12 protein-coding genes are annotated in these 18,214 nt (G+C 47.4%); 7 read left to right on the top strand and 5 right to left on the bottom strand.

Features of this window, described 5'->3' with window-relative positions:
• Positions 1-185: 185 nt before the first annotated feature.
• From J2Z66_RS18820 to J2Z66_RS18810, 3 genes are all read right to left on the bottom strand, one after another.
• Positions 186-4,748 (bottom strand): glutamate synthase-related protein, encoded by a 4,563-nt coding sequence (locus J2Z66_RS18820; RefSeq protein WP_245375664.1) that lies wholly within the window; start codon positions 4,746-4,748, stop codon positions 186-188.
• A gap of 1,732 nt (positions 4,749-6,480) precedes the next feature.
• Positions 6,481-7,905, bottom strand: a complete 1,425-nt coding sequence (locus J2Z66_RS18815; RefSeq protein WP_209973172.1) for an aspartate aminotransferase family protein — start codon at positions 7,903-7,905, stop codon at positions 6,481-6,483.
• 155 nt (positions 7,906-8,060) lie between these two features.
• Positions 8,061-9,071, bottom strand: coding sequence for an LCP family protein (locus tag J2Z66_RS18810; protein WP_209973170.1), 1,011 nt, complete (start codon positions 9,069-9,071; stop codon positions 8,061-8,063).
• A 141-nt stretch (positions 9,072-9,212) separates the two neighbouring features.
• Here J2Z66_RS18810 and J2Z66_RS18805 point away from each other — a divergent pair, with 141 nt between their 5' ends.
• The 5 genes from J2Z66_RS18805 (at position 9,213) to J2Z66_RS18785 (ending at position 13,353) form a co-directional block, all read left to right on the top strand.
• Positions 9,213-10,289 carry an ABC transporter ATP-binding protein gene (locus J2Z66_RS18805; RefSeq protein ID WP_209973168.1) on the top strand — a complete coding sequence of 359 codons (1,077 nt, stop codon included), beginning with the start codon at positions 9,213-9,215 and terminating at the stop codon, positions 10,287-10,289.
• Positions 10,282-11,076 (top strand): ABC transporter permease, encoded by a 795-nt coding sequence (locus J2Z66_RS18800; RefSeq protein WP_209973166.1) that lies wholly within the window; start codon positions 10,282-10,284, stop codon positions 11,074-11,076. The genes J2Z66_RS18805 and J2Z66_RS18800 overlap by 8 nt, the downstream gene beginning before the upstream one ends.
• 4 nt (positions 11,077-11,080) lie before the next feature.
• On the top strand, positions 11,081-11,866 hold the full coding sequence (locus tag J2Z66_RS18795; protein ID WP_209973164.1) for an ABC transporter permease: 786 nt from the start codon (positions 11,081-11,083) through the stop codon (positions 11,864-11,866).
• Between the two features lie 175 nt (positions 11,867-12,041).
• Positions 12,042-12,527: a thioredoxin-dependent thiol peroxidase gene (gene bcp / locus J2Z66_RS18790; RefSeq protein WP_376774438.1), complete on the top strand. Its 486-nt coding sequence runs from the start codon at positions 12,042-12,044 to the stop codon at positions 12,525-12,527.
• A gap of 25 nt (positions 12,528-12,552) precedes the next feature.
• Positions 12,553-13,353: an SDR family NAD(P)-dependent oxidoreductase gene (locus J2Z66_RS18785; RefSeq protein WP_209973161.1), complete on the top strand. Its 801-nt coding sequence runs from the start codon at positions 12,553-12,555 to the stop codon at positions 13,351-13,353.
• 520 nt (positions 13,354-13,873) lie between these two features.
• Here J2Z66_RS18785 and J2Z66_RS18780 read toward each other — a convergent pair.
• Together J2Z66_RS18780 and J2Z66_RS18775 are read right to left on the bottom strand one after the other, a co-directional pair.
• Positions 13,874-14,560, bottom strand: a complete 687-nt coding sequence (locus J2Z66_RS18780; RefSeq protein WP_209973159.1) for a YidC/Oxa1 family membrane protein insertase — start codon at positions 14,558-14,560, stop codon at positions 13,874-13,876.
• Between the two features lie 378 nt (positions 14,561-14,938).
• The gene (locus J2Z66_RS18775) at positions 14,939-15,811 is read right to left on the bottom strand and encodes a helix-turn-helix domain-containing protein (RefSeq protein ID WP_209973157.1); all 873 of its coding nucleotides are present in this window, start codon (positions 15,809-15,811) and stop codon (positions 14,939-14,941) included.
• Positions 15,812-16,150: 339 nt separating this feature from the next.
• Here J2Z66_RS18775 and J2Z66_RS18770 point away from each other — a divergent pair, with 339 nt between their 5' ends.
• A complete protein-coding gene (locus tag J2Z66_RS18770) occupies positions 16,151-16,981 on the top strand; it encodes a sugar phosphate isomerase/epimerase family protein (RefSeq protein WP_209973156.1) in 831 nt (276 codons plus the stop codon).
• Between the two features lie 70 nt (positions 16,982-17,051).
• The gene (locus tag J2Z66_RS18765) at positions 17,052-18,029 is read left to right on the top strand and encodes a zinc-dependent alcohol dehydrogenase (protein ID WP_209973154.1); all 978 of its coding nucleotides are present in this window, start codon (positions 17,052-17,054) and stop codon (positions 18,027-18,029) included.
• The last annotated feature ends 185 nt before the right edge of the window (positions 18,030-18,214 follow it).

Here is an 18,214-nt window from a genome sequence, read left to right as displayed (position 1 = left end):
AATTAATCAATTAATGAGTTAAAGTGATAAAGTATTTAAGGGGAAAATAAGATCAAATGATAGACAATTTGTTGGTTTAACGATGCAATTAAATAAAGCATTCCGACGTGTCGTGCGATAAAGCTAGAAAGTAAAAAAAAAGAACCTCCCAAGAGCAATAACCATGGGAGGTTGTTTTGTATCTATTATTCCGTAGCGACCGACTGGTCAGCTTGAAGGCCAACAGGTGCGATGCGCACGAAGCTTTCATCCAAGTTGCCAAGCAATGTGGTAATTTTGGCCGCGGCTTCGTCTTGGCCGGAGCCTGCAAGCTCAGCATGGTAGGCTGTGAGCAGTTCGGTAAGATCAGCCTTGCTTTTCGTACCGAGCGGTTCGATCTTGACCTTGGCGCCTTTGGCGACACGGCGCTCGATAGCAGCGACATCGAGGCCCATTTCCGGCACAAGGTGCTGGTAAATGACGCCGCCGGTCATCCCGGCGCAGATCCATGGACCCGGATCGCCCATAACGACGGCGCGGCCATTGGTCATGTACTCAAAGGCAAAGCCCTTGAGATTGGCACGTGCTGCCAAACCGCCAAGCTCATCCTGCAGCGGGGTGGTGATTTCGCCGCCGAAGACGACATCGGCCCCGGAGAAGCGGATGCAGGCACGGGTGTCGGCGTTTCCTTGAATCAGGAACAAGCCTTTTTGTGCGCCGTAGCCGAATGATTTACCAACGCTGCCGTTGAGGTAAGCATTGTTTTTGCCGATTGACTTCAAGATGGCTACTTTGCCGCCAAGTGACATTTTGGCAACGCCATCCTCAGCACCGCCATGAACGGTAATGTTCACACCGCGTGCATTGAAGGCGGCCAAGCCGTTGCCTGGAACGGAGCCGTCCAGCAGCTCCAAGGAAATGGCTGGAAGCTGATCGTAGCTGCCATCGAAGCGATCTCTAACGCGATGGCTGGAGTAGCGGCTGCCAATAATTCTTGTTTCGGCATCCACACGTGACCATTTGCGTGAGATAGGCGCATCCATGACCAAGGTGTCAGGGAAAAATTCTTGTCCTTCCGCTCCAGCGGCGATCTTGATATCGGAGGAGGCAACAGCAGCTTGTGCTGCACCTTCTTGCGCCGCTTCCGCAGCTGCGATAAACGATAATGGAGCTGGGCGAAGGATATCAGACAAATCTATTAGATCCTGGTGGCTGAATTGCTCCAGCAAATCAGAGCGGCCAACTAGCTCTTGTGCGTTTGAGAAGCCAAGCTGAGCTACAATTTCACGAATTTCTTCGCCCATTGAGCTGAATATACGAACCAGGCCGTCTACAGCCAGATCGAATTCCCGTGGAACGAAGCGGCGGAGACCTTTTTCATCGGCTTCTTCTTTGGAGTCGATTTGTGTGGCAATCCCCACGTGACAAGTATCCAGATGGCAGCCGCGGCAAGTTGTACATCCAATGGCTTGCATCGATAAGCTTCCAAAACCGCAGCGGTTGGCGCCGAGCATAATCATTTTCACAACATCCGCACCGGACTTCATGCCTCCATCAGACCAAAGCTCTACTTGGTGGCGCAGACCTGCTTCAATCAAGGCAACGTGAGCCAGCTTCGTTCCGATTTCGGTAGGCAGACCAACATGGGTAAGGGAATGTATACGAGCTGCCCCAGTACCTCCGTCAAATCCGGAAAGGGTGATCACATCGGCACCAGCTTTGGCAACCCCTACTGCAATCGTTCCGATTCCCGGTACAACCGGTACTTTAACAATGATTTTCGCTTTGCGGCCGCTGGCCTCTTTAAGCTCTGAAATGATTTGTGATAAATCCTCAATAGAGTAAATGTCGTGATTGTTGGAAGGCGAAATTAAATCCGAGCCGATTGTGGCGTTACGCGCTTCAGCGATTTTCGCTGTAACCTTTGAGCCTGGCAGATGTCCGCCTTCGCCCGGCTTGGCGCCCTGACCGATTTTGATTTCCAGGAAGGCGACAGCATTGGCCAGCTCGACATTAATACCGAAACGTCCGGATGCGACTTGTGCACCGCGCGTTCTTTTGTAACGGCCAAGCATATCTTTAATTTCTCCGCCCTCGCCGTTCATGGTAACCATGTTCAGGCGCTCGCCTGCTTCGGCATAAGCACGGAAAGCTGTTTCGTTCTGAGAACCGAAGGACATCGAGGAGATCAACATCGGCAGATCATGCTTACCGACAGAAATATCTACTTGAGACGGCTCCAGGGGCTTACGTCCCTCAGAATAAGCTTTGTCAAAATTGAAGTCAGCAACGTGACGGATCGATACCGGATTTTTACGTTCCTCTTCACGAAGCTTGTCGCGGTAATCACTGTAAGGAGCAGTACCGGAAGCAGCTTCATTCAAAGCCTTCCACATGCGCTGGAAGAAACGGAAGTTACGTGCCGCTTTTGCTTTCGGATTGGAGATGTCGGCATACCTTGCTTCGGCTTCAGCTTCAAGCTTGGCGAAGCCTGTGCCCGCGTTCTCGCTGCCAAGATAGTTCACAATATCCAGCACCTCTGCGACTTCCGGTTGGAGGCCGATGGAGGAGAAGAAACGGGTGTAGCCGCGAAGCTCATGGGTTCCGATTGTGGAGATTACTTTCTCCAGGCCTTTGGTCAAAGCCAAATATACTTTACGTGCTGCAGCGGCAGAGCCGTCTTTGGCTGAGGCTGTAGCAAACAACAGATAAGGAGAGATAACATCAGCGCCTAATCCACAAGCTACTGCAATATCATGCAGGCTGCGAATGGAAGCAGAGCGCAGTACGAGTGTAACGTGCCGGCGCAGGTTGTCACCGAAAGCAAGCTTCTCGGCGCGCAGTGCAATGTCAATTTGTGAAACTACCAAATGCGGATCGATCCACAATCTATCGTTGCGGTGAGCCTCTGCGTCGTCAAGCACTAACAGGGAAGCGCCGCCGCGAACGGCAGCAATGGCTTCGGAGGCAAGTGACGCGAGCCCTTCGCTTAGGGATGAGCCTTTGGCAAAAGTGGTTGACAATGTTGCAACAGAGCTTTCATCCTGTGAGCGAAATAAGGAGATAAGCTGTTCGAAAGCAGGTTGGGAGAGCTGCTCCTCGCTATCAACACCATTGGTGCCTTCAAGTACGAGAGGCGTCAAAAGCTCCAAGCGAAGCTTGGAATCCACCTGCCCATAAACGGAAGGACGGGGGCCGGCAATTACACGAGTGGAGAAATGCTCCATCTCACGATCGCGGTCAATCGCTGGATTCGTTACGACAGCAACGCTTTCTTTGATGTAGTCGGGTATATTTTGACGCTCCGGGTTAAGGGCCGCATGAGGACCATCGTGGCCGAGGGAACGAATAGGCTCCGCACCGGTTTCAGACATGGTCTCAATCATTTGAATGCCATCGCGGTCCCAGCCGAATGCGCTGTACATAGCATCAGTAATAGTCACAGCTTCGCTGTTTGTGTAGGCCTCGCCAGTTGGCTGAGGATTCAAATGCTTACGCAATCCTTCAAGGTTCAACCTTTTGCTGGCGCGTTCAAGCACTAAATTTTGTACTTCATGATAAGGAATGACCTGAACATGCTCCCCTGGAGTCAGGACAACACCGACTTTTTCCCCTGGAGCTATCGATTTAGGATCTGCCACCATTTGGTCAACTGTAATGACTCCCTGCTCGGAAGAAAAGTACAGCGATGTTTCACTTTCTACCATCCATACCGGACGCAAGCCAAGTGCATCAACGCTGAAAATACATTCATTGCCGTAGCGCGAGACGATACCTGCCGGACCTTGAGCATAATGCCCCCATACCTGGCGATAATACACATATAGATCTTGCAGCTCAGAGCGGTACTGCTTCATTTCATTAATAATGGGCGGAAATACCATTTCCATGGCTTCAAAAAGGCTAAGTCCAAAACGATGAATGAATGTTTCAACGGTACGGTTCATATCCTGGGAATCGCTGCCGCCGTTAACGAGCGGGACGCCGACCATATCGGCTTCAATGCGCATTTTTTTCACAGTATTGATCTCGCCGTTGTGACCGAGAAGGGAGAAGGGTTGTACGCGGAAAAAGCTGGATAAAGTATTGGTTGAGTAGCGGTTATGTCCGATTGTAACTTGCGCAGCAAATAAAGGGTCACGTGTGTCGTTAAAATATTTGGGCAAAATACTGGCTGCGCCCATCACTTTATACGCGGCTGTGACATTGCTGAGTGTGGCAACATGAACATTGTACTGCTGTTCGATAGCAATATGCAGCTCATACAAGAAATCGGCTGCCTGGCCATCCCCTTTATCGCAAAAGGCTGCGATTTGCCAGAAGACAGGCTCGTCATTGAGGCCGTTTGGCCCAAGCACACTATTGTCTACTTGATTTTCTAATTCTAAAAGTATTGAGATCCCATGCTCATTGAATAAATTGCGGATTCCAGCTTGAATCTGCGCCGGAGTAAGATCAAGCTTGCGGGGAACGAAAATGTGACCAACCGAAAAACGCTCATCGTAAGCAAGTTTGCCATCCCTGCCAGCCTCTGTAAGTTTTCTTTCCCACAGAGCTCTTGGAATGTCGGTTAAAATTCCGCAGCCATCACCTTCTCCGTTAATAAATCCCGAACGATGCTCCATCTTAACCAAGGAATCAATCGTTTTTTGGATATTGTCGCGGGAGGGCAGACCGTTCTTCTCAATAATACATATAATGCCACAGCTGTCGTGCTCGGTACCCAGTAAATTTTCAAAACGGCCTTCATTACGCATAACATCGTTCATAGCACCAGGTCAGTTGCCTGACCTTCACCTCCAATACAAATTTAAAGTTCTTAATTCCAAGGTCCTGCCTGAGCCTGCTGGATCTCTTTTCGCTAATCCCGAATGAAGCAAAAAAGAGTGAAATCCGAAACATGCAAAGAAATGCATAAAAATACAAAAAGCAATGAATACGATGAATTTTTTCTTTGACTCTAACGTAGCGTGTAAGCTTTAGCTTTGCCTCATTCGGTAAAGGCGAAAATGATTTAGAAAAAAGGGGTGTGATTGAAATCCCCTTGATTATAAAGGAAAATTGTGTGAAAGTCTGTTGAGTTATCAAGAGAGTGAAAACATCTCTAGAATAACATGAAAAAAGTAAGCCGACAATAGCCCGATCTCGGGTTAATTGATGAAAGCGTTGCCTAATTTGCATATATGGTGAATAAAACCAAAAAAAAATACAAGCAAAGAATGGTAAAATACGAACGAACTATTAAGAAATCTCTTTATAGTTCGCTTCTTGTGAGAATGGTCAATGTCGATGAAAGCGCCGTTTTTGGCGGGTAAACCCGGTTGTCAGGAGAAATTAGAAGGCAAATGGAATGGAATTAAATAGAGCAATAAGTATATATTTTCTGATTAATTAAAGAATTCGGCCCATAAAAAAGTTTTATGAACCTTAACGCAAAAATAATGCAAAAAAAGCATGAAGAATGACATATCAATGCTAAATCAATGCCAAATTGAGATTAGACTGAGATCAAACCGAGATTAAGCGGAGATTTAATTAAAATCAAACCGAGTTTAATCCGAGATTAAATCGAAATCAAACAGATCTAATACCGATAAAAGTTTAGTGATTTACAGTGATAAAGGGTGAGGGCGGTCATATTCAAAAAGAATCGCACGATGGACAGCGGCTGGAGTCCACAGCCATTCTCTCCCCCAACTACCAACGCAACGAACATGCACCTCAAAAGGACTCCCCAAGGCGTGTTTACTTGTGGTTTTTTTAGAAAGTGTAAGTTTTGAGGGTGAGGCCTGGAGTGGAAAGTTCCCGATTACACAGTGCAGCTTTACAGTGGAAAAGTAGGCAGTGTGACCCTCTATTCTCTGAGGGAGTCAGAAAGGAAGCTCAGATTTTCCTATCGCCACTATCCCTTTCCCTCAGAAAGAAATTTCTTTTGCTCTGCTTGCAGTTTGTTTGCGCGTGACACGTTCGACACTTTGTAGCTGAGAGGGAAGGAAATAAAGGGAAGTAAAAGAGTAAAAGGAAGAAAAAGGAAGTGAGAAGAAGTAAGAGGGAAGTAGAAGGAAGCCTAAAAGGAAAGTGTATGTGGGGAGGATGAGCGTTAGTAGTTAGTAGCATCTCTAGAAGCAGTCCGCCCTCCGCCGAAATGAGTGTGCTCCACTTAACGATGTTTTTCATCGTTAAAACAAGTGTTCCAGGTCAATTCGTCGCGTTAATGATGATTTTCATCGTTAAAAGAGGTCGGATGGCCTTCCAGGGTGGTTAAAGGGGATTTTAACGATGTTTTTCATCGTTAAAGTAAGGATATGGAGCGGAACTGATGCTTTTAACGATGAAAAACATCGTAAAGCATCAGCTCCTCTCAGTTGCAGGGGTGCTTCAGCAATTGGAGCTCATACATACCCCTTATCTCTCCCAAGCACTAGCGCAACGAGCACGCACATCAAAGGACGCCGCAAGACGTTTACTTTAAGTAAGTAAAAATATGATTTTAAATATGATTTACATTGCTTTGAATGCACGGTCTACAGCATCGAGCGTAAAGGCGATATCTTCTTCGGTATGGGCTGTGGTAAGGAACCATGCCTCATATTTGGAAGGAGCGAGGCAGATGCCTTCCTCCAGCATAAGACGGAAGAACCGGGCGAAGCGTTCGCCGTCTGTGTCTTGAGCTTCTGCGTAATCCGTCACCGGATGGTCGCAGAAGTGGGTCGAGAAGGCACTCGCGATGCGGTTGACCGTCAAGGCGATGCCATGACGGTCTGCCGCTGCGCGGATGCCTTCGGCAAGCGTCTCGCCAAGCTGCTCGAGCTTGGCGTAAACACCGTCCTGCTGCAGCACCTGCAGGCAGGCGATGCCGGCGGCGATGGAGGCGGGATTCCCCGCCATCGTGCCGGCCTGATAAGCAGGTCCGAGAGGCGCGACCTGCTCCATCACGGCCTTACGGCCCCCGTAGGCCCCAATCGGCAGCCCGCCGCCGATGATTTTGCCGAGGGCCGTAAGGTCCGGCTCGATCGCGGCGAAGTATGCCGCCGCCTTTGATGCCGCCGCCTCGGATGCGGCCGCGGCCTCGGTTGCTGGCGCGCCAGCGGCGCCGGCTGTGCCAGCCAGCAGCGCGCTGGCTGGGGAGCCTCCGGCCTCCGCCAGCGGGAGGCCGGGGTAGGTCTGCGCCGCTCCATAGTGGAAGCGGAAGGCGGTGATGACCTCGTCGTAGATGACGAGGGCTCCATGGCTGCGGGCAGCGGCGCAAAGCTGCTCGAGGTAGCCGGCATGGGGCATGACCATGCCGAAGTTGCCGACGATGGGCTCGACCATGACGGCCGCCACTTCGTGGCCCCAACGCGCCAGCGCGGCTTCCAGCGCCGGAATATCATTGAAGGGCACGGTAATGACTTCCTGAGCGATGCTCGGAGGCACGCCCGCGCTGTCGGGAATGCCTAAGGTCGACGGGCCGGAGCCCGCGGCGACAAGCACCAGATCCGAGTGGCCGTGGTAACATCCGGCAAACTTCACAATCTTGGAGCGCCCGGTGTAGGCGCGCGCCACGCGGATCGTCGTCATCACGGCCTCCGTGCCGGAGTTGACGAACCGGACCTTGTCCAGCGATGGGATCGCGGACTTTAACATTTTCGCGAACTCGAGCTCAAGCTCGGTTGGCGTTCCATAGAGCGTGCCGTTCTCCGCAGCGCGGCAAATTGCTGCGGTTACATGAGGATGGGCATGTCCGGTAATAATAGGACCATAGGCAGCCAAATAGTCAAGGTAGCGATTGTCATCTACATCCCAGAAATAAGCTCCTTTAGCACGCTTCATAAAGACGGGAGCTCCGCCTCCGACGGCTTTGAAAGAACGGGAAGGGCTGTTCACGCCTCCAACAATATGCTGCAAGGCCTCTTGATAAAGCAATTCAGATCGGGTTCTTTCCATAAATAGGCTCCATTTCTTCCTGGTGATTTTTATTATGCAAGCTGGGCGCGTTATTGTTCAAGCTATGTATGCCACATCTCTCCATTATAAGATAAAAGCAGCGGACAATAAATAACCCCCATCCCGGCTAGGCCGAAATAGGGGCAGTATGGATATTACCTGGATGGAGAAGAGGAAGGAGTTGGAGACGTCTCCGCATTCACTTCTTCCGTTTTGTTGAACGTATCTTGGATAAATAGCTGCAGCCTGTCAACATTCACACCAATGACAGAGGCGCCGCCGACATTTTTTTCCTGCAATAAGTTCGGAGGCGGTATCTGAGCCGTTACAATGCCATCTGCCTTGGCTTCAAAGCCCAACTGAACGAGCTTAAGCATATCGGTAACGCTGAGATTCGTTTTGATATAAGGATCAATGGCGTTCAGAATTTTCGGAAGCTTAAGAATAGACGAAGTTGTCTGCATCTTTTCGGCGACAGCTGTCAGAAATTTGCGCTGACGTTCAGTGCGTGAATAATCGGAAAGAGCATCGTGACGGAACCTTACATATTGAAGCGCTGTTTTACCAGTAAGATGCTGTACGCCCTTTTTCAGATCGATGTCATATACATGACCATCTGCCGAATCGCTATATTTCATATTTTTTTCAACATCAAGTTCAATGCCATTAATGGCATCAATTAGTGCAATAAAGCCCTCAAAGTCGGTGTAAACGTAATATTGAACAGGAATTCCCAGCAAATCACTGACGGTTTTCATAGCTAGATTCGGCCCGCCAATAGCAATTGCGGCATTAATGCGGTCTTGTCCACTGCCCGGAATCTTCACATACGTATCACGTAAAATTGAAAATAAGTGCGCTTTTTTACTGACCGGGTCGATAGAGGCGACCATTAAACTATCGGAACGGGGCAGATCATTGGAATCAAGACCCCGGGTATCTCCACCAAGCAAAAGAATGTTGACTCTCTGCTTGCCTTCCCATTTAGGAGGCTCGTAATCCTTTCCTTTATCTATCACATTCTGGTTGGTTGTAAAAGGCTTATCTCCACCATGATCATCGGTTGAAATATCGTTCGCAAATTTATAAAATGAATATCCATAATAGCCAGCCGTGCCCAGAATCGCTACTAAAATAATTAGCAGGATCCATTTAAACTTTCGCATCGATGATGCTCCTTCCAAGTCATAATAATCTGCACTTTTTCATTTAACTGTTTTCATGTATCATATTATAGATGGTAAGAAACTGTCATAGCAAGTTTAGTCATAAAATATCGCAAAATAGCAGTTTTTGTAGGAGGGTATATGCCAGCTATAGATGTTCAACTGCTCCGCAAGGACTTCAAAGTGCAGCAGAACCGCGGAGGATTAAAGGGTGCTCTGCAGGATTTATTTCAACGTCAGTATAAGGAAGTAGCTGCTGTTAAGGACATCAGCTTTCAAATCCCCAAAGGTGAAATTTGCGGATATATTGGAGAGAATGGAGCCGGAAAATCTACCACGATCAAAATGCTCACCGGTATTCTCGTCCCCACATCTGGGGAAATTCGCGTCAACGGCTTCGTGCCTTATAAGGAAAGAGAGAAGTTTGTCTCCGGCATTGGTGTCGTTTTTGGCCAGCGCAGCCAGCTTTGGTGGGACATAGGAGTTATAGAATCCTTTCAATTGCTGAAAAAGGTATACAGGGTTTCAGATCAAGATTTCAAAGTGCGGCTCGATGAACTGGTGCAGCGTCTGCAGCTGGAGGATATTCTGTCCCGTCCGGTGCGTAAGCTGAGCCTTGGTCAGAGGATGCGTTGTGAGCTGGCGGCTTCGCTGCTGCATAATCCATCGATTTTATTTTTGGACGAGCCGACGATTGGCCTGGATATCGTAGTGAAAACAGAAATTCGCGAATTTCTAATCTCCATGAACCAGCGCTATGGAACGACTATTTTGCTTACAACTCACGATCTGCAGGACATTGAAGCCTTGTGCTCGCGGGTAATCATGCTGGATGATGGCCGTATTATTTACGATGGAGGACTCGAAGAGCTGAAGGCGAAATGGGGCAAAGGCAAAGAGGTGTTCCTCGACTTCGACAATCCGATCACGCTGGCTCGTCTTCATGAGCTGACCGCAGGACTTGAAACCGCCTGGGAGCTTATCGATGAGCGGAGGGCCAAGGTGCTTATCCCGCAAGATCGCGTCAATATCTCGGAGGTGCTAAGCCGCGTCGTTGGCGTACTGTCGATCCGGGATATCAAAATTGTGGAAATCAACACGGAGGATATTGTCCGTGAGATTTATAAATCAGGCTCAAGTAACAGCTCAAGTAACACTGGGGACAATGCAGACATAACTTCTGAAAAGGAAGAAAAGGAAACGATCGGCCATGCTTAGTGCTTATTTAGAGCTGATTCGTATCCGGTTTCTTATGATGCTTGCATATAGAGTGAATTATTACAGTGGCATTCTCATTTATGCGTTGAATATAGGCTCTTATTATTTCTTATGGAAGGCCATTTTTGGCAGTCAGCAGGAGCTTGGAGGGCTCACCCTCAGCCAGATGACTACGTATGTTGTCGTTTCCTGGATGGGCAGAGCTTTTTACTTCAATAACCTGGATCGTGAGATTGCGAGTGAAATTCGTGATGGGAGCGTCGCGATCCAGTTCATCCGTCCTTACAATTATGTAATGGTCAAAATTATGCAGGGCCTCGGTGAAGGATTATTCCGGCTTTTGCTCTTTATGGTTCCGGGCATGCTGATTGTATCTCTGCTTTTTCCGGTTGAGCTTCCGACCGAGCCGTCCAAATGGCTGCTGTATGCCCCAATGCTGATGTTCAGCTTTCTGATCAACTCGCAAATTAATATCATTACCGGATTGTTTGCCTTTTTTCTGGAGAACAATGAAGGACTGATGCGGATGAAACGGGTGGCGGTTGATCTATTTTCAGGCCTGATTATCCCGATCTCTTTATTCCCGGGTTGGACATCCAAAGCGCTGGAGCTGCTTCCTTTCCAGGCCATTACTTACTTGCCGGGCTCCTATTTCACCGGAAGATTGACAGGCTCCGCCGCTGCCCAGGTGCTGGGCATCCAGTTTGCCTGGTTTATCCTGCTGATTATTCCTATAGGCATTCTTTGGGTCAAAGCCCGGACACGCTTGTTCGTGCAGGGAGGGTGAAGCCATGTTCTATATATCGCTAGTTGTTGATTATCTGAAAAATTACTTGAAGACCCGCCTTACCTACCGCTCCGACTTTTGGATCGAAGTCTTGTCCGATCTGTTGTTTAACGGACTTAACCTTTTCTTTATCCTGATTGTTTTTCAGCAGACCCCGCTGCTTGGCGAGTGGAATAGAGAACAAATTTTGTTCATATACGGATATTTTATGATCCCTTACGGATTGTTTAGTACTTTCTTTAATTTATGGGGATTTAGCGAGCGCTATATTGTCAAAGGGGAAATGGATCGCATTCTGACCCGTCCGGCGTACAATCTTTGGCAGATTATGCTTGAAAATTTGGACCCTGCATCTTTGTTCAGCGCACTTGCTGGAATCATTGTCATGGCATACTCATGGTCAAGCCTTGGGCTGCCGTTTCACGGTTCTGACTTGCTCATGCTCATAGTGCTTGTGGGAGGCTCAATCCTCATTTATGCAGGCATTTACGTCTCGCTTACGGCGCTCTCTTTCTTTTCAGATGCTCCGACGGGGATTCTCCCGATGATGTGGAACATTCAGAATTATGGCCGTTATCCGGTTACGATTTATAACAAGCTGCTTCGCGGCATTTTGACATGGATCATGCCTTTTGCCTTTGTTGGTTTTTATCCGTCAGCTTATTTCCTGGATCCTGAGAATTGGGCAAGCTTTGCTCTTTTGACTCCGGTAATAGGAATTGTCTTCTTTGCCTTTGGGATCATAGTTTGGAATTATGGCGTTAAGCAGTACCGCGGCGCAGGCTCATAGGAATATGAGGACATGAGTGTAAGGGGATAGGATAGGGATGGGAAATAGGATAAAGGAATCAGGGCGAAGACCTTACTCTGTTCACTATCCCCTTTACTCAGAAAGCGGGCAGCTAAGGTTAGTTGGTTGGGAAGATAGCGAAGGATTTGGATGGTTTGGAAGGTTTGGAGGGATTATGACGTTGAAGATTGAAATAGGTGCACGAGCGCCGGATTTTAAGCTTGAGGCCAGCAATGGAGAGCGTGTTAAACTATCTGATTTTAAAGGAAAAAATGTGGTGTTATTCTTTTACCCTAAGGATATGACTCCCAGCTGTACGACTGAAGCTTGTGATTTTCGGGATCGCAGTGATGACTTTAAGGGACTAAATACTGTTATTTTGGGTGTCAGTATGGATTCAATTGCCAGGCATCAAAAATTTATTGAAAAATACGATCTGCCCTTTTTACTGCTTGCGGATGAGGATCACAAGGTGGCTGAGCTGTATGAGGTATGGCAGTGGAAAAAGCTGTATGGAAAAGAATTTATGGGCATTGAACGTTCAACCTTTGTCATCAATAAAAAAGGCATATTGGTTAAGGAGTGGCGCAAGCTCAGGGTGAAGAATCACGTGGAAGAGGCACTCGAGTACATTCGAAGCCATGGCTCTGCCAAACTATAAAACTACTAAGTTCGGGGGATTCCGTATGAATACGATGGATATGTTCAGATTAGACGGAAAAGTTGCGATTGTTACTGGCGGTTCCGGGGTATACGGGCAGCATTTATGTCTGGGACTCTGTGAGGCCGGGGCGCTTGTTATCGTAGCGGGGAATGAGCTGGATGCTTGCGAGGCTGCCGCTGAGAAATTTACGAAGGCTGGTCATAAGGCGGTAGCGATGCATTTGGATTTGTCCAAGGAAGAGAGCATTAACGCTCTTGCCAACCAGGTGGCGGAGCAATATGGCTCTATCGACACTCTAGTGAACTGTGCTGTTTCTCGTGCAGGCAATCAGAATCTCGAAGACGCCGAGGCGGAGCTATGGGAAGCTTCGGAGCGTATTAACGGAACCGGAACGATGCTGATGACCAAGGCGGTTATTAAATATATGCGCAAACAGGGCAAAGGCAGCATTATTAATATATCCTCCATCATGGGTGTAGTCGGCCCTTATTTCCCGATGTATGAACAGAACGGCTCCGTCAGCGGACTTGAGTATACATATACGAAATCGGCCATGTTCGGCATGACCAAGTGGCTGGCTAACTTTTATGGGAAATATAACATCAGGGTGAACAGCATCAGTCCGGGCGGCAACAATATTGCTGGTACAAAAGATGAGATCGGATCGCAGGCTCTGATTGACACCTATTTAAGCCTTACGCCGATGAATCGTTTTGCTGACGAACATGATTTGAAAGGCCCGGTTGTGTTTCTGGCATCGGATGCATCGCGTTACATGACAGGGCAAAATCTGATCGTGGACGGCGGGTATACGAACTGGTAATTGGATTGGCCGCTAGTATTAACTAGTGCTGGAACAGGTGAATGTTCGGTGCTGCTGATACGAATTGAGCGTGTGCTTCACCTAACCACTTAACGATGTTTTTCATCGTTAAAGCAGGATTTCTGGGTCAATCAGCCACTTTAATGATGATGTTCATCGTTAAAAGAGGAGAGATGGCCCTTCTAGGGAGAAAAAAGGGATTTTAACGATGTTTTTCATCGTTAAAGTATGAATGTGGAGCCGCCCCCCGGCATTTAACGATGAAAAACATCGTTAAAGTAGCAGGGAAGGGTCAGCTCTTCATTTCCTGGCCTACGCTCACTAGGAAATCTCTTCCAAATAAGAGAAAAACCTTGTCGGCTGTCCATTTCCTCCTCATGCAACCACGTCATGAACACGATCTTCAATGGATCCCCTTTACTCAGGAGCAGATGATCAAAGTAAAAACAACCGGAGGCCTAACCTTCGGTTGTTTCTGTTGCAATTGTTTCTCTTACAGTTGTTTCTGTTTGCAGATGTCTCAGGCCGCACTCGGTTCCATATGATTTCCCCGCAGCAGCATGGCCCTGCCAAGCTTTGTACGATAAAAGATGCGCTCCAAGATGGCGAAGACTGAGTTTGTTGTCCAGTAGAGGGCCAGAGCAACCGGTGATTTCCACATCACAACCAGAAAGATCCCGGCAAACAACAGCGACATACCGATGCGCTGGTTGAATGATTGCATCGCTATCAGTTCATTAGTCAAAGGTACTAGGTAACTGATGAATGAAAAGATGGAGCAAACAATAGGGATGATATGCCAAGGATCGTACTGCCCCAGGTTAGATACCCATGGGAGGAGCAGTGAACTCATCGCAGCTCCATGACTCTTGAAAAGTCCATACATGCCCATGAAGACAGGCATTTGCAGCAGTCCTGCGGTGAACATGGCGAAAGGTTTGATTCCATATTGGTTATACAGCTTTAGGGTTTCTTGAGAAAGGCGGCTCATATCGCCGCTAAATTGTTCCCTGAGCTGCTTGAGTTTAGGTTGAACACTAGCCTGCTTCACTTGCTGCCGGGCCATTCGCAGATTAAAAACAAACAGGATGGAACGAACCATCAGGGTCAGCAGGATAATAGCCGCGCCCCAATCATGGGACAACCGGAAGAAGAAGGTGAGCAATGAATCCAAAACGGAAATAATCGGACTAATCCACGAAAGCATATACAATTCCTCCTTGATTTCATCGATTTCATCTGTGTGTTAGCGATGTACAAGGAAGGATGCTGCTCTTCGTCGGTCGATTTTCGCTTCTTGCGGCAGGGCCGTTTACGGCGAATCCATCCTAATCTCGTTCCGAGAAAGCTTATGCCTGGCGTGGACTCTAATCTTTTATTGCCATCTATGCCTGAGGAAGCGAAGGCTGAGCGATGAGGTGCAGAACGCACGAACAAATATCCGATAAAATACCCCGATAAGCCGATAACGAGCAGCAGTAAGCTCAAGTCAACGGAAAGATCCATTTCACACCTCCCTCCAATAAAGTTACTTTCAAGTATACAACACAACGGATAGTCAGCAAAGATGAACAAAATAGCTTGTCTAAAAGCTGTGTATGCTGCCAAATAGCTCTTTATGCATGCTGCGAATTTGCAAGGGGGATTTTTGAAAACTTTTTTTGAATTCCCTGCTGAAATGAAACGGATTGCTGAAGCCGGTTTCTTCGGCAATTTTTGCGACCGATTTCTCTGTACTGCACAGCTTGCGGTAACCTTCATTGAGTCTGACGAATTTTACATAATCCATCGGAGTTTTGTTGAAGTGCTGCTTGAATATTTGGAAAAAAGAAGAGCGTGACAGTGGCAGCTGCCGCATTAAATCCCCTAAGGTAATAGGCTCGCCTATATGTTCTCTGATGTACATAATGACGGGGGCGACAGCTTGATAGGCTTGCAGATCAAATAGACTTTCTTCTAGCGGCTTCGATATTTCCAGCAAAACATTTAATAGCCGATAGGCAATTTCATTGGATTTTACAATGATCGATAGTGGAGATTTTGTAGTATTTCCTGTGTTTTCCACTTTCAAACGATATAATTCGTCGATCATCTCTCCGATCTGCCGGCCTTTTTCTTTGGTAGTTTTTAGAGGGAGAGAGAAAATAGAGAAAATATCAATGGATTCAAATAATGTGAAATTAATATGGATAAACCGGTAAGTCATAAGGGTGGTAGAGGGTGTGTTGGTATGTAATATTTTAAGCGGGATATTTGCAGGAGTCAGAAAAACCTCTCCCTCAGCAGCAATGACTGTTCCCAAAGGTGACGTAACCTCATAAACCCCTGAAGTTGCTTGGGCAAGGATGACAAAAGGGACGGTTTTCTCATGGATATAGCCGCTGTGTATTTGACCTGTTCCCACATCTAAAAAATCAAGCTTAATCACATGATCAGGATAATCCCCCCATGGATACATATTCATTCACCTTCCTGTTGCTTCGATAAATTTATGGATATATAAACCGATGTATGAATCCACGTATGAATCAACATGTGAATCAACATGTGAATCCACATATGAATCGATACATGAATCAATATATGAAGTAACATATGGACCAGCATATTAATCGGCATATGGGTTGAGTTCACATCTATTGTAGCAAAGCGATAATACCAAAACAATCAACCATCGTGAAACGATTCTTTAAATGAGAATTGGACTATCAGATATATTTTTTCGACTTGCAGACATTCAAAATAATGCCCGGAGGGCTTATATTTATTTCAATCTTACAGAAGGAGTGATTACCGAATGAGACTTGGCGGACTAATCTCTTTGAATAGCGATCCGGAGCAATGGGTCCGGCTTCATAAGGAAGCTGGATATTCTGCGGCAAATGCCTATGGTATGGAGGAGGGCAATGGAGAGGTTGAGGATTATTTGCGGGAAGCACAGCGGAATAATCTGCTCATTGCAGAGGTTGGTGCTTGGAGCAATCCTATTGATATCGATGAGAAAAAGCGCAGAGAGGCAATTGCACGTTGCCAGGAGAGGCTTGCGTTCGCAGAACGAATTGGAGCGAGATGCTGTGTGAATATAGCGGGCTCCCGAAGTGAGACCTGGGACGGGCCCCATCCGGACAATTTGTCCGAGGATACCTTCGCACTTATCGTGGAAACCGTCCGTACGATTATTGATGCCGTTCAACCTACACGTACGTTCTACACGCTGGAGACAATGCCCTGGATTTTTCCTGATTCACCGGATCATTATTTGAAATTAATCCATGCCATCGATCGCAAAGGATTTGCGGTTCATTTGGATCCAGTCAATATGATCAATAGTCCTTCCCGATATTTTCAGAATGCGGCATTCCTGAAGGAATGTTTTGACAAGCTAGGCCCTTACATCAAAAGCTGCCATGCCAAGGATATTACCCTTGATTCCCGTTTAACTGTACATTTGGATGAGGCCCGACCTGGACTTGGCGCATTGGATTATAAGGTTTTTCTGCAGCAAATGAACCGTCTGGATCCGGACACCCCGCTGATGCTGGAGCATTTAAGCAGTGATGAGGAGTATGGGCTAGCAGCTCAATATATCCGGCAAACTGCAAGTGAGATTGGAATCTCTATACAATAGCTGGTGATAGCTATCCGATGCTTGTTAACCAGTGCTTGCTGCCTACACCCATTTTGAGGAGTGAATTAGAATGAATTATGCCATAACTTTTACTGATTATGCCCAGGCTGAATTGCTGGAGGTTGATCCGGTTGGGCAGCCGGGGCCTGATGAGATCGTCGCAGAGACGATTTACTCTTTAATTAGTCCTGGTACGGAGCTGAGCGCTGGATATTTGGGCGAACCTCCTTTTCCTAAAGGAACGGGCTATGCCACAGTCAGCAAAGTATTACAAGCTGGTGAACAGGTTACCCATGTAAAGCCAGGAGACCAGATCTTCGCAATGGGAAACCATCGTTCCCGCCAAATCCTCAAAGGAGCAGCGTCTTTTCCGCTTCCTGCCGGCTTGGAGCCATGGAAAGGGACGATTTCCCGCTTGATGGGGGTGAGCATGACGACCTTAATAACCACATATGCCCGTCCCGGAGATCGAGTATTGGTCATGGGTGCAGGACCTGTCGGTTACTTGGCCGCGCATATTTTCCGCAATGCAGGCTATGAAGTCACTGTCTGTGACCCGGATGTTGAGCGTCTAAAAGTAGTGAAAGCATCGGGAAATATAGAGGTCTATGAATCTGTTTCTAATTTTGATGAAAAGCACAGGCTGGAGCCTTTTGCATTAGTTTTGGAATGCTCAGGGCATGAGGCGGCCTTGCTTGATGGATTGCGTGCTGTGCGAAGACGGGGAGAAGTTGTGATGGTTGGAGTGCCTTGGAAGCGGCGGACCGATCATACAGCCCATGAAATTACATGGGAGGTATTCCACAAATATGCGGTTCTAAGAAGCGGGTGGGAGTGGGAAATGCCATTTTTCACAGATGAACACCAGCATCATAGTATCTTTACGAACCTTCAAACAGCGGCCAAGTGGCTTCAACAAGGAAAAATCCCTCTGGAGGGCCTGATTCGGCAAGTGTCACCAAGGGATGCTCAGGATACTTATCAAGCGCTGGTGAACCGGTCGTGGCAGGAATTATTTATTGTATTTGATTGGACAAGAATAAAATAAGAAGGTGCGATTGAGCGGCTGAGGACTTAAATTAAGGAATCTGCATGTATAACCATTGACCAAAGGTAATTCTTTGGAGCAGTGGTTTTTTTTATGCGTTAGGTAATTGTATTTCTTTAAGATGGTGGAGCGGTGGAGTGTTCGTGCTAAACGAAAAGGTGCAGACCTTACGTTACGGACCTCAG

This window comes from Paenibacillus eucommiae (assembly GCF_017874215.1).
Taxonomy (GTDB): domain Bacteria; phylum Bacillota; class Bacilli; order Paenibacillales; family NBRC-103111; genus Paenibacillus_AI; species Paenibacillus_AI eucommiae.
The sequence above is the reverse complement of the archived record's forward strand: the minus strand, read 5'-3'. Positions and strand labels throughout refer to the sequence as shown.

What these genes read in the sequence shown, in the direction of transcription:
- J2Z66_RS18785 (WP_209973161.1), top strand. Translation starts at nt 12,553, where the DNA reads ATGAATACGATGGATATGTTCAGATTAGACGGAAAAGTTGCGATTGTT.
- J2Z66_RS18800 (WP_209973166.1), top strand. Translation starts at nt 10,282, where the DNA reads ATGCTTAGTGCTTATTTAGAGCTGATTCGTATCCGGTTTCTTATGATG.
- J2Z66_RS18810 (WP_209973170.1), bottom strand. Translation starts at nt 9,071, where the DNA reads ATGCGAAAGTTTAAATGGATCCTGCTAATTATTTTAGTAGCGATTCTG.
- J2Z66_RS18780 (WP_209973159.1), bottom strand. Translation starts at nt 14,560, where the DNA reads ATGCTTTCGTGGATTAGTCCGATTATTTCCGTTTTGGATTCATTGCTC.
- J2Z66_RS18820 (WP_245375664.1), bottom strand. Translation starts at nt 4,748, where the DNA reads ATGAACGATGTTATGCGTAATGAAGGCCGTTTTGAAAATTTACTGGGT.
- J2Z66_RS18795 (WP_209973164.1), top strand. Translation starts at nt 11,081, where the DNA reads ATGTTCTATATATCGCTAGTTGTTGATTATCTGAAAAATTACTTGAAG.
- J2Z66_RS18815 (WP_209973172.1), bottom strand. Translation starts at nt 7,905, where the DNA reads ATGGAAAGAACCCGATCTGAATTGCTTTATCAAGAGGCCTTGCAGCAT.
- J2Z66_RS18775 (WP_209973157.1), bottom strand. Translation starts at nt 15,811, where the DNA reads ATGTATCCATGGGGGGATTATCCTGATCATGTGATTAAGCTTGATTTT.
- bcp (WP_376774438.1), top strand. Translation starts at nt 12,042, where the DNA reads ATGACGTTGAAGATTGAAATAGGTGCACGAGCGCCGGATTTTAAGCTT.
- J2Z66_RS18805 (WP_209973168.1), top strand. Translation starts at nt 9,213, where the DNA reads ATGCCAGCTATAGATGTTCAACTGCTCCGCAAGGACTTCAAAGTGCAG.
- J2Z66_RS18765 (WP_209973154.1), top strand. Translation starts at nt 17,052, where the DNA reads ATGAATTATGCCATAACTTTTACTGATTATGCCCAGGCTGAATTGCTG.
- J2Z66_RS18770 (WP_209973156.1), top strand. Translation starts at nt 16,151, where the DNA reads ATGAGACTTGGCGGACTAATCTCTTTGAATAGCGATCCGGAGCAATGG.